The sequence below is a fragment of the Actinotalea sp. genome, assembly GCF_041597215.1.
GTDB lineage: Bacteria > Actinomycetota > Actinomycetes > Actinomycetales > Cellulomonadaceae > Actinotalea.
Genome location: NZ_JBFHHB010000083.1, coordinates 1 through 12,327, shown reverse-complemented (window position 1 = coordinate 12,327; position 12,327 = coordinate 1). Strand labels below are relative to the sequence as shown.

Below are 12,327 nucleotides of genomic sequence, written 5' to 3'. Positions count from 1 at the left end.
GCGCAGGGCTGAGCGTCGGCGAACCGACGATCGTCCCCGACGGGGCCGACCAGGTCCGCGAGGCCCTGGCCGCCGTGCTGGCGGGCCCCGCGCGAGTCGTGGTCACGAGCGGCGGCACGGGGCTCACCCCGCGCGACCGCACACCCGAGGGCACCCGCCCGCTGCTGGCCACGGAGCTCCCGGGGCTCGCCGAGGCGATCCGACGCGCCGGCCAGGCCCATGTCGCCGCCGCCGTGCTCTCCCGGGGGCTCGCCGGGCTCACCGAGCGCGGGCAGATCGTCGTCAACCTGCCGGGGAGCCCGGCGGCCGTCGGTCAGGGCCTCGACGTGCTCCTCCCGCTGCTGGACCACATGCTCGACCAGATCGCCGGAGGGGACCACTCATGAGCCTCGTGCGGGTGACCGAGGACCAGGTCTCGGTCGACGCTCACCTGGCGGCGGTGGCCCACCCGGGCGCCGGGGCGGTCGCCCTGTTCGTCGGCCAGGTCAGGGACCACGACCCGTCCGCCGACGGCGAGGTCGCGGCGCTGGAGTACTCCGCTCATCCCGATGCCGAGGAGATCCTCGGGCGCCTCGTCGCGGTCACCGCGCAGACCGACGGAGTGCTCGGGGTCGCGGCCACGCACCGCCGGGGTCTGCTCCCGGTCGGCGAGATCGCGATCGTCGTGGCCGTCTCCACCGCCCACCGCACCCAGGCCTTCCGCGAGTGCGAGGAGCTCGTCGAGACGATCAAGAAGGAGCTGCCCGTGTGGAAGCGGGAGATCCTCGCCGACGGCCGGCACCACTGGGTCGGTCTCGCATGAGCAGGCCGACGCCGACCGCTGGGCTGGTCGACGGTTTCGGTCGTGTGCACACCGACCTGCGGATCTCCCTGACCGACCGCTGCTCGCTCCGCTGCACGTACTGCATGCCCGCCGAGGGGGTTCCGTGGCTGCCGGGCTCGGCGATGCTCTCCACCGAGGAGCTCGTGCGGGTGACCTCGGTTGCCGTCGACCTGGGCATCCGCAAGATCCGGCTGACCGGCGGCGAACCCCTGCTGCGCCCGGATGTCGTGGACGTGGTGGCGGCGCTCGCCGCGCTCGGCACGCAGGGCGACCGCCCGGAGATCTCCCTGACGACGAACGCCTTGCGCCTTCCCCAGCTCGCGGGCCCCCTGAAGGACGCCGGGCTGCGACGGGTCAACGTCAGCCTCGACACGCTGGACCGTGACAGGTACACGCAGCTGACCCGACGGGACCGGCTCCCCCAGGTCCTCGCCGGGCTCGAGGCCGCCCGGGCGGCCGGCCTGGCGCCGATCAAGCTCAACGCCGTCGCGATGCGAGGGGTCAACGACGGCGAGGTCGTGGACCTGCTGCGCTTCGCCGTCGAGCACGACTACCAGCTCCGCTTCATCGAGCAGATGCCGCTGGACCCCGGCCACACCTGGGATCGCACCCAGATGGTCAGCCAGACGGAGATCCTCGACGCCTTGAGCGCCCAGTTCGCCCTCACGCCGATCCCGGGGCGGGGCACCGCACCCGCCGAGACCTGGCTCGTGGACGGCGGGCCGGGGATCGTCGGGGTCATCGCCTCGGTGAGCGCACCGTTCTGCGGGAGCTGCGACCGCCTGCGCCTGACCGCCGACGGCCAGCTGCGCGCCTGCCTGTTCGCTCAGTCCGAGACCGACGTGCGGACGGTGCTGCGCTCCGGCGGGGACGACGAGGCGATCGCCGGCGCGCTGCGCGCCTGCGTGGCGGGGAAGCGAGCGGGCCACGACATCGGCGATCCCGACTTCCACCAGCCGGACCGGCCGATGAGCGCGATCGGCGGCTGAGCCGACGCCCCTCCCCTCCCCGTCGACCCCGGAGCACCGCGTGACCCTGCCGAGCATCCCGCCGCCCGTGACGCCGCCGCCCGGCGAGGGCCTCGCCGCGATCGCGACGATCGCCGAGCGCCGTGGGCAGGGCTGGGCGACCTTCGCCGCGACCTTCGACGCACCGTCGGCGGCGTGGGTCCACGCCCTGACCACCGGAGCCCTCGTGCGGAGCCTCGAGGCCGCCACCGACTGGCGCACCGGCGAGAAGGGCGACTTCGCCCCGGCGCTGATCCGCCTCGGCGCCTACGGGCGAGCGGCGGGCCGGCGCGGAGAGGACGCCGAGCGGGCACGCCTCGTCGAAGCCCATGCCGCGCTCGTGGTCGGCGCCGGTCGGGACCTGGAGGCGGCGCGCGAGGCCTGCGCCCTCCTGGCCTCCTGGTGCGCGCAGGAGTCGGCGGCGTGGTCGGCCCGCGAACCGGCCCGGGCCCGCGCGCTGCGGGTGCAGCAGGACGACGCCCTGTCCGGCGCCGAGGGCGCAGTGCTCCGGGAGGCCGGGGTCGCGCTGCGCGAGCAGGCGAGCGGGCAGCCGTACACCGCCCTGGCCGAGCTCCTCCTGGCCTGGCTCGAGCGCGAGTCCACCGGGGCAGGGCTCAGCGGGACCGGCTCAGCGTCCGGGGCGGCGGAACCCCGGGGGTAGCCGCGAACCGAAGGGGTCGCGCGCACGCGGCGCGCACACGACGCACAGCTCGCCCTCGCCGCGGTGCGCGCTTCCGCACCGGGCGCACCGCCGCACGAGACCCGCACGCAGCACGGCGGGCGTCGCGTCCAGGGCCTGGCTCCAGGTGAGCCCGTCCGTCCGCGTCATCGCACCCTCGGGGCACAGGTCGACGCACAACCCGCAGTCGATGCACCGCGAGGCGTCGACGCTCAGCACGAACTGCTCGACGTCCGGCGGGTGGCGGTCCCCTCCCGGGACGAGCCGGCCCGCACCGGCGGCCTCCCCTGGCGCCGCGGTACCGCCCGTGAGGTCGGTGACCGTCAGGCTCAACGCCCCGACCGGGCAGGCCTGCACACAGGTGCCCGTCCCGCCGCAGCCCGGCGCGGCCAGCAGCCCCGCGCCGGCGGGCAGGTCGCCGAGCGCTGACGGGACCGGCCGCTCACCGAACAGCTCCCGCACCGCGGACCTCATCCGGAGCGCGGGGTGAGCCTCGGGGGCCGGCAGCCCCCCGACCTCTGCCGCACCGGGGGCGGCGAGCACGGTGCGTCTAGTCACCGGCATCTGCTCCGCGTCGAGCAGCGGAGCCGCGCGACGACGCGAGAGACGCGGCAGTACCCGGTGCGGAGCGTCCGGCGGTGTGTCCGCGGGCCCGGGTGCGCCGCTGCGGGCGGTCACCTGCCGATCGAGGCCGAGAGCGAGGGCGATGCCTGCGGCCTCCTCGAGCACCAGGCGGGCGGCGTCCGGGGCGCCGCAGCCGTCCAGGAGGCCGGCCACCTCGCAGGCTCCGCCGGCGAGGATCTCGAGCACGGCGGCCGCAGGGAGGTCCCCGAGGCAGCCGGAGAGCAGGTAGACCGCCCATGGGCCCTCGTCCTGGGCGTCGGGCGCGCACCAGGCGCGCGGGTCGGGGTGCTCGCGGCAGGCGAGGAGCACGGCAGGCCCGTCTGCGGCTGCCAGCCAACGGCGCAGCGGTCGGGTGTCCACCGGCCGGGTCACCGGCGGTTCCTGACCGATGGCTCCCGGGCCGTCCGTCACGCGGTGAGGTCCCGGCCCATCCGCCTGGTCAGTCCGCGCGTGAGCAGGCCGACCCCGCGGTAGAAGTCCGTCCGTGCCCCACCCACCACGTGGTCGCAGAACTCCTCCGACCAGGCCAGCAGGTGGTCGCCGAGGAACTCGGCGAGCGCGCGCACGGCCACCTGGAGGGCGGCGTCGTCGGGGGTGCCGGTCGCCTCGCCGTCCTCGAGCACGTCGAGCGCCCGGAGGCACAGGTGCGCGACGAAGGCCAGCTCGAGACCGATGTGGTCGTCCGGCTCGCGCCCGACGGCCGGCGCGGCGAGGCCGTAGCGTCCGTACCAGCGTCGGACCTCGAGCGTCTCGGAGCCGAAGGTCAGGTGCTCGGGGTTGAGGTAGACCGACTCGTACGGGCAGGCCAGCAGGTTCTCCGGCCCGAGGAACAGCCGCTGGTGGTCGGCGTGCAGCTCGGTCAGCGGGGTGGGCTGCTCACCGACGGACCGACCGATGGCCGCCAGGCCCTCGGTCGTGAGCGTGTCGTCCTGGATGGGCCACTGGGCCAGCACGCCGTCACCCGCGAGCTCGGCGAGCATCGGCCCGTCCGGAGCCTGGAGGTACACGCGCGACAGGAACGTCGCCGCGGCCGCGCAGGAGTCGAGGGTCTCGGCCAGCTCGGTGGGTGCCAGTTCTCGCGCCGTCACCCGATCACATCCCGATGCGGACCATGCTGGCGTAGAACAGCATCCGTCCGATCAGCTCGCCGCTGAAGGCCAGCGCGAAGGCGGTCACCACCACGACGGCCAGCCCGCGGTGGTCGATCTTCCCGCGGCTCAGCTGGACGAGGAAGACGGCCAGCACGGCGACCGCTGCGAAGATCAGCACGAGCTGGAGGATCGAGAGCCCGCCGTAGGTGACCACGAGGGTCTCGAGCGACTCCGCGGCGGCCGGCGAGTCGTTGATCGCCAACGAGCCGAGGAACGTCGGGAGCGCCACGACGATCACGCCGAGGACGACGATCGAGCCGATGGCGATCCCGCGCACGGCCCGCACGATGAGGGCCTGGGCCTCCTCGTCCTCGACACCGCGACGCACCCGCACCCGCGAGGCGATGACGAGGGCTGCGCCCACCGCGAGCGACCCGAGCAGGAACGTCGTGGCGTAGAAGCTCACAGCGGTGTGCCAGGTGTCCGTCGACGGGACGGTCCGCAGGGTGTAGACGCGGCTGATGACGTACACCAGCCCGAGTCCGACGACGGCCGTCGTCCCGGCGAGCACCTGCCGCAGTCGCGGGGTGAGCATCTTGCGCCACTGGACCCCGGCGAAGGCGGCGCCCAGGACGGCGAAGAGGATGCCGAAGGCGATCTCGCGGCTGAGCCACGAGCCACCGAGGTGCCGCAGGGAGTTCACCGCCCGGAGCGGGGAACCCAGGTGCAGCAGCGAGGCAGCCATGCCGAGCACGAGGATCGGGCCGATCGCGTAGAGCGCGGGGTCGGTGATGCGGTCCATCAGCTTGGGGTCCACGCGGTACCCGACGAGCTGGATGACGCCGAGGACCACGAAGGACCCGACGGACATCTGCGCCATGATGGTGAAGATCACCAGAGGCAGTTCAGCGGTCATGCTCAGATCTCCCTCGGGTTCGCGATCGCACCGTCGCCACGGCCACTGGCCCTGGCGTCCTTGTGCGGGGTCAGGACAAGGTTCGGACGGGTGACGGACGGGTCGGGCAACGGCTCGATCCCGGCCTCGGTGCCGTACTTGGCGCGCAGGTCGTCGATCTCACCGAAGTCCAGCACCCGCGAGGGGCACGCCTCGACGCACGCGGGGCTCTGGTCCTCGGCGAGCAGGTCGGCGCAGAAGTCGCACTTGGTCATCACTCCGCGGTCGGCGTCGAACTGCGGCGCGCTGTAGGGGCACGCCATCTCGCAGTAGCGGCACCCGATGCAGATCGACGGGTCGACCGAGACGATCCCGTTCTCGCCCTTGTGCATGGCCTGGCTGGGGCAGACCTCGACGCAGATCGGGTCCTCGCAGTGGTTGCACGCGATCGACGTGTAGTAGCTGAAGACGTCGGTGCGGAAGGTGCCGTCCGGGTTGACCTCGTTCGAGCCGCCGGCGTACTCGACGACGCGGCGCCAGGTGACCCCGACCGGGAGGTCGTGCTTGTCCTTGCAGGCGATCTGGCAGGCCTTGCAGCCCGTGCAGTTGGCCTGGTGGACGTAGAAACCGAGCTGCTTGTAGGTGGTCATCTCAGGCCTTCTCGATCTCGACCAGGTTGGAGTGCTGTCCGTTCGCCTTGGAGTACGGCGTGGGGTGCAGGCTGGTCAGGGTGTTGACCGACCCTCCCCTGTCCAGCCCACCAGGCGTCTCGGGGCTGTACCAGGCGCCCTGCGGGACCGACAGGACCCCGGGGGCGATCTTCGGGGTGACGTAGGCCGGCAGGAGCAGCTCGCCCCGGTCGTTGAAGACCCGCACGTCGTCCCCGTCGCGGATCCCCCGCGCGCCGGCGTCGACCGGGTTGACCCACACCGTCTGGGGGTGGGCCTCCTTCAGCCAGGGGCTGTTGCCGTAGCTGGAGTGGGTGCGCTGCTTGAAGTGGTGCCCGATGCACTGCAGCGGGTACTTCTCCTGCAGCGGGTCACCGGGCATCTCCCGCGAGGCGACGTACTCGGGCAACGGGGTGATGACGTTGCCCTCGCCCTCCATCGGCCAGTCCTTGGACATGGCGTACAGGTTGCTCGAGAAGATCTCGATCTTGCCGGAGGGCGTGTTGAGCGGGTTGGCGACGGGATCGTCGCGGAACGCCTTGAGCGGGATGACCGAGTCGAGCTTCTCCTTGTAGATCCCCTGCTTGCGGAACTCCTCGAAGGACGGCAGGCCCGGGATGTTCTTGCGGGACTCGTCCACGATCCAGCGCACCCAGTCCTCCTGGCTGCGGCCCTCGGTGAACTCGTCCTTGACGCCCAGCTTCTCGGCGATCCCGGTCAGCTGCTCGTAGACGGGCTTGGAGTCGTACAGCGGCTCGATCGCCTTGTCGGCGAAGATCGCGTAGCCGAGGTTGCCCGCGCTGCCCTGGGCCGCGAGATCCATCTGCTCGGCCGTCGTGGCGTCGGGCAGCAGGATGTCGGAGTAGCGCGCCGAGACCGTCATCTGGTTCTCGATGTTGACGATCATCTCGCACTTGGTCTCGTCCGAGAGGATCTTGATCGTCTCGTTGATGTCACCGTGCTGGTTGACCAGGGCGTTGGACCCGTAGAGCCAGACGAACTTGATGTCCGTGCTCAGCACGACGTCGTTCGTGACGTTCGCGTTCGAGTTCGTGTCGGCGGCGTCGCGGATGCCGTCCTTGTAGGTCATCCCCTTGCCGCGCAGGATCGCCTCGGTCCACCGGTAGACCGGCAGGACAGGGCGGACCGGGTTGGTCAGCACGGGGAAGGCGGCCATCGGCAGCGCGGCGTGCGCCTCGCGGCAGCCGGTGCCCCCACCGGAGATGCCGACCGCGCCGATCATGTTCGACAGGAGCATGGGTGCGCGGGACTGGTTCTCGCCGTTGGAGTGCCGCTGAGGGCCCCAGCCGGCGTTGATGTTGACCGGCTTGGTGGTGGCGATCTCACGGGCCAGGCGCCGGATGTCGGCTGCCGGGACGCCGGTGATCGAGGCGGCCCACTCCGGGGTCTTCTCGATGCCGTCGGGGCCGATCCCCATGATGTAGCTCGTGTAGGAGAGGCCGGCAGGCACGCCCTCGGGCATGTGCTCCTCGTCGAAGCCGCTGCAGTAGGTGTCCAGGAAGTCCTGGTCCTGAAGACCCTCGGTGATCATCACGTGCGCGAAGCCCGCGACGAGCGCCGCGTCGGTGCCCGGCCGCAGGGGCACCCACTCGTCGGCGAGGTTCATCGCGGTGTCGGAGTACCGCGGGTCGAAGACGATCACGCGGTGGCCGGAGAGCTGCTTGGCCTTCTGCGTGACGAAGACCTCGCCACCGCCGCTCATCCGGGTCTCGTGCGGGTTGTTGCCGAACATGAGCACCAGGCGGGAGTTGACCGTGTCGTCGTTGCTGTTCGAGCTGGCCCAGCCGCCGTAGTGGAAGTCGACGGCCGCCTCGACGTTCGCAGCCGAGTAGTCGTTGTACTGGTTGAGCGAGCCACCGATGCAGTTCATCAGGCGGGCGACGGCGGAGGAGGCAGGCGGCCAGCTGGTCGCCACCGTCGCGCCGAGCACGCCGGTGCCGTAGTTGATGTAGATCGACTCGTTGCCGTACGTCGCGATGAGCTCGGTCAGCTTGTCGGCGATGACGGTGTACGCCTCGTCCCAGCTGATCTCCTCCCACTGGCCCGAGCCGCGCGGGCCGACCCTGCGCATCGGGGTCTTGAGCCGCTCGGCGGAGTAGATGCGCTGCCGGATGGAGCGTCCGCGCACGCAGGCGCGCACCTGCTGGGTGCCGAGGTTGTCGTCCCCGGTGTCGTCGGGGTCGACCCGCACGACGGTCCCGTCGACGACGGCCAGGCGCAGCGGGCACCGGCTCCCGCAGTTGACGTTGCAGGAGCTCCAGACCATGGTCTCGTCGGCGCCGGCCACGGCGTCCTCGGCAGCCTGGAGACCGGTCGAGCCGGACTCGCAGCCGGCGAGGCCGACGGCGCCTGCGACACCGCCCGCGATCGAGCTCCACTGCAGGAACTTGCGCCTGCTCACGTCGGAGGTCCTGACGGCCTCGATCGACTCGGTCACGAGGTCTGTCATGTCCACTCCCAGTCGCGGCCCGGCGGGAAGGAGGCACCGCCGTCGGTGCACCCTCAGCTCGCCACAACGCTAGGGGTTTTGGCCACCGTTGCCGGGGACAAACGTCCTCGTCAGCGGGCACCCCGAAGCCCCGGGTCCCCGCTCCGCGCCACCGCGCCCTACGCTGCCCTCAGGACCTCCGTACCTCGCCAAGGAGAGTGACCCACGATGACCGCAGCACACCTGCCCCGGGCCCGTTGGGGCTGCCGCGAGCAGCGCCGTGCCGTCGACGCGCGAGGGCGGGCCGGCGATGAGTGATCTGGACGTGTGGATGGCGCAGGTGGTCACCGCCTTCGACCTGGACGCGAGGGCCGTCGAGGAGATCACCGGGCCGATGCTCGACCGCGTGCGGGACGTCGCGCACGACGTCGTGCGACCCGGTGCGCCGATGTCCGCCTTCCTCGTCGGCCTGGCCGCCGGCGCCGCGACGGGCCAGGGCGCGACGACCCAGGAGCTCGTCGACGGGATCCAGGAGCGCCTGGCGGTCCTGGACCGCCTGATCGCGCAGTGGCAGCCCCCCGCGACGCAGGCATGACCTCGTCGGACCGGACGGTCGGCGAGCGGGCATCCCAGCGGGCACCCGGGTCGACCGTCCGCATCGTGCTCGACCCGCGGAACGTCTGGCGGATCGGGTTCGTCGTCATCGCGCTGGCCGTGGTGGTGGCGATCGGACGATTCGTCCTGGACGGCGGGAGCGGGTTGCTCTTCACCGTGCTCATGGCCTGGTTCGCCTCGCTCGCGATCGAGCCCGCCGTCAGCCGGCTCTCCCAGCGGATGCCGCGCGGCGCGGCGACGGGACTGGTGATGCTGACCACCGTCCTCGCCGTCAGCGCCTTCCTGATGGCCTTCGGCCAGCTCTTCGTGACCCAGGTGGCCAGGCTCGTCGAGGGCCTGCCCGAGCTCCTGACCGCGGGCGTGGACCAGGTGAACGCCACCATGGGCACGAAGTACGAGCTCGACGAGATCCTCACCGACCTCAACCTCACGCCCGAGGCGGCGGCCGGGATGGCCGCCCAGGTGGCCGGCGGGGTGCTGGCCGTCCTGGGGTCCGTGGTCGGCGCCGTCGCCACCGTGTTCATGTTCGCGCTGCTGCTCTTCTACCTCTCGGCCGACGGCCCGCGGCTGCGTCGCTGGATCGCCTCCCTCTTCCCCCCGCACATCCAGGAGAAGACGATCGCGGTCTGGGACACGACGGCGGAGAAGACCGGCCGCTACGTCGCGGCCCGGGTGGTCCTCGCCGTCATCAACGCCACGGCCAGCGGGATCGTCTTCGTCATCATCGGCCTGCCGTCATGGCTCGCGCTGGCGATCTGGACCGGGTTCATCGCGCAGTTCGTCCCGGTCATCGGCACGTACATCTCGATCGTGCTCCCGGTGCTCGTCGGCGCGCTCAGCCCGAACCCCTGGCTCGGCCTCATCGTCGCCGGATGGGCCGTCCTCTACCAGCAGATCGAGAACCTCACGATCGAGCCGAGGATCAGCGCGCGGGCCGTCAACGTCCACCCCGCCGTGAGCTTCGCCTCGGTGATCCTCGGCACCTCGTTGTTCGGGATCGCCGGAGCGCTGCTCGCGATCCCCGTCGTGGCGATGCTCCTCGCCCTGCTCGACCTCTACCGCACCCGCTACGAGGTCCTGCCCGAGCTGGCCGAGCCGCCGGCGCGGCGCACGGCCGACCCGGAGGACGAGCCTCGCGAGGAACCCGTCGAGGCCGACACCGAGTCCTGAGCCCGGCTGCTGCCCGGCGCCCCCCGACTCACCGGTCGTGGTCGTCCTCGTCGTCGTCCTCGTCGTCGTCCTCGACCAGCTCGCCCTCCCAGGCCTCCCTGCCCTCGTGGATCGCGAACGCGGCGATCACGAAGCCCGCGACGGGGTCGATCCAGATGGCCCCGGTGACCGCGTACGCGAGCAGGCCGATCAGGGTGGAGATGCTCAGCAGCACGCAGATCCGGGTCTCCGCGGCGTCGGCGAGGATGAGGTTGTCCCCCAGCCGCAGGCCGACGCGGCGCTTCGCGGCGGCGAGCACCGGCATGACGATCAACGACGCCACGAGCAGCAGGACGCTCACCGTCGACCCCTCGGGGGCCTCGCCCGCGAGCAGGCTGCGGATCCCCTCGACGGTGACGTAGGCCGCGAGGAGGAAGAAGGTCACGGCGACGGCCTTGAGCGTGAGCCGCTCGCGCCGCTCGTCCGCCTCGCCGTGCCGCAGGCGCGCCGCCAGGCGCAGTGCGACGAGCACAGCGGCGATGGACTCGATCCCCGAGTCGATCCCGAAGCCGACCACCGACACGAGCCCCGCCAGGAGCCCAGCGGTGATGGCGACGGCGCCCTCGACGACGTTGTACGCCACGGTGAACCGGGCGAGGCGCAGGCCCCGTCGGGTCAGCTGCTCGACCTCCGTGGTGTCCAGTCCCGTGGCGCTCATCGACGTGTCTCCTTCTCGTGGTGGTCGGGGTCCGCGGTCGCGGCGATCCCGTACACGGGGCACAGCGCCACGGCCTCCCCGGTCAGCGCGAGGAGCCGCTCGGCTGCGGCGAGCAGCTCCTCCGTGGCCTGCGGGTGGGCGAGGGTGAACACCGAGGCCCGCCCCTCGGGACGAGACTCCACCAGCCCGCAGTCGCGCAGGCAGGCCAGGTGCTGGGAGACGGTGGACTGCGCGAGACCGAGGTGGCGGGTCAGGTCCACGACGCGGTGCTCGCCCTGCGCCAGACGACGCAGGATCGCCAGCCGGGTCGGGTCGCTGAAGCCGTCGAAGAGGCATGCGGCGACCGAGAGGGAGGCACGGTCACCGGCGGAAGAATCGCTCTGGGTAGGTGTCATCGACACGGAGCGATGTTAGCTGATCTCCCCCACTCCGTGGCACGGCAGCGGACAGCGCCCTCATCGAGAGTCCCGGCCAGGCGGGTCGACGTCGTCGAGCACGCGCTGCCCGCGCCCACGCCTCAGCCCGATCTCGTAGGTCGCGAGCAGGACGAGGGTCAGTCCGGTCAACGGGGCGACGAAGAGCAGCATCACGGAGCTGAACGGAGCCAGGACGGCGTGCTCTGCCGAGCGGAGCAGGAGGTAGGTGACGTAGGCGGTGTAGTAGGCGACGAACAGCGCGGCCTCCCACCGCCGGATGACGAAACCCGTGAAGGCGATGGGCAGGAGAGCGACGGCGACCGCGAGCATCATCGGGAGGTCGAACCCCGAGGCGCCGGCGTCGACCGGCACGCCCCCGGGCGAGAGCAGGGCGCTGATCCCCATGACGGCGCCGATGTTGACGATGCAGCTCCCGACGGCGTTGCCGACGGCCATCTCGAGGTTCCCGCGGATCGCTGCGATCACGGAGGTGGCGAGCTCAGGCAGGGACGTGCCGATGGCCACGACCGTCAGCCCGACGACCAGCTCGCTCAGGCCCAGCGTCAGCGCGACGTCGGTGGCCGCGGCCACGAGCCACTGGGCTCCGATCGCGAGCATCGCCACGCCCAGGACGACCAGACCTCCCAGGGCGAGAGCGGGCCGCGCGCCGCGCGGGGACGGGGACGCCTCGGCCTGGGCCTGGGCGGCCGTGACGGGGACCCGACGCCGACCGGTGCGCAGCAGGGCCCACGCGAGGTAGGCGAGGAGCAGGACCAGCAGCAGCAGCCCGTCCGTCCGCGAGACCGCGCCGTCCAGGCTCAGCACCCACAGCAGCCCGGACAGGCCGATCATCACCGGGACGTCGCGCCGCACCACCGGCAGCTGCACCACCAGCGGCAGGATCAGCCCCGCGATCCCGAGGACGAGCAGGATGTTCGCGATGTTCGAGCCGACCACGTTGCCGACCGCGAGGCCGGGGCTGCCGGCAAGGCTCGCCCGCGCCGTCACGGCGAGCTCCGGGGTGGAGGTCGCGAACGAGACGACCGTGAGCCCCACCACCAGGGGAGAGAGGCCCAGCAGGCGCGCCAGGCCGCTCGCCCCACGGACGAGCACCTCGCCTCCCGCGACGAGCAGGGCCATGCCTCCGAGCAGAGCGAGCGCTGTCACAGTCCCCCAGGGTTCCCTGAAGTCCT

The 12,327-nt window shown here is 72.1% G+C and carries 14 protein-coding genes; 6 read left to right on the top strand and 8 right to left on the bottom strand.

What is annotated here, in order from left to right; translation table 11 throughout:
- The 4 genes from ABWK99_RS07805 to ABWK99_RS07790 all read left to right on the top strand — a co-directional run.
- A partial coding sequence (locus tag ABWK99_RS07805; protein ID WP_372594136.1) for a molybdenum cofactor biosynthesis protein B occupies nt 1-386 on the top strand: 386 nt, incomplete at its 5' end.
- Nucleotides 383-802 carry a molybdenum cofactor biosynthesis protein MoaE gene (locus tag ABWK99_RS07800; RefSeq protein ID WP_372594135.1) on the top strand — a complete coding sequence of 140 codons (420 nt, stop codon included), beginning with the start codon at nt 383-385 and terminating at the stop codon, nt 800-802. The genes ABWK99_RS07805 and ABWK99_RS07800, both read left to right, overlap by 4 nt.
- The gene (moaA, locus tag ABWK99_RS07795; RefSeq protein ID WP_372594134.1) at nt 799-1,812 is read left to right on the top strand and encodes a GTP 3',8-cyclase MoaA; all 1,014 of its coding nucleotides are present in this window, start codon (nt 799-801) and stop codon (nt 1,810-1,812) included. Before ABWK99_RS07800 ends, moaA begins: the two co-directional genes overlap by 4 nt.
- Nucleotides 1,813-1,852: 40 nt before the next feature.
- Nucleotides 1,853-2,491 (top strand): hypothetical protein, encoded by a 639-nt coding sequence (locus ABWK99_RS07790; protein ID WP_372594133.1) that lies wholly within the window; start codon nt 1,853-1,855, stop codon nt 2,489-2,491.
- On the opposite strand, the gene ABWK99_RS07785 is transcribed toward ABWK99_RS07790, so the two are convergent.
- Genes ABWK99_RS07785 through ABWK99_RS07765 form a run of 5 tightly spaced genes read right to left on the bottom strand, consistent with a single transcriptional unit; the run spans nt 2,459 to nt 8,257 of the window.
- Nucleotides 2,459-3,505, bottom strand: coding sequence for a 4Fe-4S dicluster domain-containing protein (locus ABWK99_RS07785; protein ID WP_372594132.1), 1,047 nt, complete (start codon nt 3,503-3,505; stop codon nt 2,459-2,461). The two genes, ABWK99_RS07790 and ABWK99_RS07785, sit on opposite strands and share 33 nt — an antisense overlap.
- A 35-nt stretch (nt 3,506-3,540) precedes the next feature.
- Complete coding sequence (locus ABWK99_RS07780; RefSeq protein WP_372594131.1) at nt 3,541-4,221, bottom strand: molecular chaperone; 681 nt, start codon at nt 4,219-4,221, stop codon at nt 3,541-3,543.
- A 4-nt stretch (nt 4,222-4,225) separates the two neighbouring features.
- Nucleotides 4,226-5,140: a dimethyl sulfoxide reductase anchor subunit family protein gene (locus ABWK99_RS07775; protein WP_372594130.1), complete on the bottom strand. Its 915-nt coding sequence runs from the start codon at nt 5,138-5,140 to the stop codon at nt 4,226-4,228.
- Between the two features lie 2 nt (nt 5,141-5,142).
- Entirely contained in the window at nt 5,143-5,769 is a 627-nt protein-coding gene (locus tag ABWK99_RS07770; protein WP_372594129.1) for a DMSO/selenate family reductase complex B subunit, read from the bottom strand.
- Between the two features lies 1 nt (nt 5,770).
- Nucleotides 5,771-8,257, bottom strand: coding sequence for a DMSO/selenate family reductase complex A subunit (locus ABWK99_RS07765; protein ID WP_372594128.1), 2,487 nt, complete (start codon nt 8,255-8,257; stop codon nt 5,771-5,773).
- A gap of 289 nt (nt 8,258-8,546) precedes the next feature.
- Here ABWK99_RS07765 and ABWK99_RS07760 point away from each other — a divergent pair, with 289 nt between their 5' ends.
- Together ABWK99_RS07760 and ABWK99_RS07755 are read left to right on the top strand one after the other, a co-directional pair.
- The gene (locus ABWK99_RS07760) at nt 8,547-8,831 is read left to right on the top strand and encodes a DUF6457 domain-containing protein (protein ID WP_372594127.1); all 285 of its coding nucleotides are present in this window, start codon (nt 8,547-8,549) and stop codon (nt 8,829-8,831) included.
- Between the two features lie 65 nt (nt 8,832-8,896).
- On the top strand, nt 8,897-10,021 hold the full coding sequence (locus ABWK99_RS07755) for an AI-2E family transporter (RefSeq protein ID WP_372594126.1): 1,125 nt from the start codon (nt 8,897-8,899) through the stop codon (nt 10,019-10,021).
- A 28-nt stretch (nt 10,022-10,049) separates the two neighbouring features.
- On the opposite strand, the gene ABWK99_RS07750 is transcribed toward ABWK99_RS07755, so the two are convergent.
- The 3 genes from ABWK99_RS07750 to ABWK99_RS07740 are packed head-to-tail and all read right to left on the bottom strand — an operon-like array spanning nt 10,050 to nt 12,301.
- Nucleotides 10,050-10,718 carry a cation diffusion facilitator family transporter gene (locus ABWK99_RS07750; protein WP_372594125.1) on the bottom strand — a complete coding sequence of 223 codons (669 nt, stop codon included), beginning with the start codon at nt 10,716-10,718 and terminating at the stop codon, nt 10,050-10,052.
- A complete protein-coding gene (locus ABWK99_RS07745) occupies nt 10,715-11,113 on the bottom strand; it encodes an ArsR/SmtB family transcription factor (protein WP_372594138.1) in 399 nt (132 codons plus the stop codon). Before ABWK99_RS07745 ends, ABWK99_RS07750 begins: the two co-directional genes overlap by 4 nt.
- 60 nt (nt 11,114-11,173) lie before the next feature.
- Entirely contained in the window at nt 11,174-12,301 is a 1,128-nt protein-coding gene (locus ABWK99_RS07740; RefSeq protein WP_372594137.1) for a calcium/sodium antiporter, read from the bottom strand.
- Nucleotides 12,302-12,327: the final 26 nt, after the last annotated feature.

Bases quoted from the DNA above. Each gene is read 5' to 3' on its own strand.
- ABWK99_RS07800 (WP_372594135.1), top strand. From the start codon at position 383: ATGAGCCTCGTGCGGGTGACCGAGGACCAGGTCTCGGTCGACGCTCAC.
- moaA (WP_372594134.1), top strand. From the start codon at position 799: ATGAGCAGGCCGACGCCGACCGCTGGGCTGGTCGACGGTTTCGGTCGT.
- ABWK99_RS07775 (WP_372594130.1), bottom strand. From the start codon at position 5,140: ATGACCGCTGAACTGCCTCTGGTGATCTTCACCATCATGGCGCAGATG.
- ABWK99_RS07770 (WP_372594129.1), bottom strand. From the start codon at position 5,769: ATGACCACCTACAAGCAGCTCGGTTTCTACGTCCACCAGGCCAACTGC.
- ABWK99_RS07765 (WP_372594128.1), bottom strand. From the start codon at position 8,257: ATGACAGACCTCGTGACCGAGTCGATCGAGGCCGTCAGGACCTCCGAC.
- ABWK99_RS07760 (WP_372594127.1), top strand. From the start codon at position 8,547: ATGAGTGATCTGGACGTGTGGATGGCGCAGGTGGTCACCGCCTTCGAC.
- ABWK99_RS07750 (WP_372594125.1), bottom strand. From the start codon at position 10,718: ATGAGCGCCACGGGACTGGACACCACGGAGGTCGAGCAGCTGACCCGA.
- ABWK99_RS07745 (WP_372594138.1), bottom strand. From the start codon at position 11,113: ATGACACCTACCCAGAGCGATTCTTCCGCCGGTGACCGTGCCTCCCTC.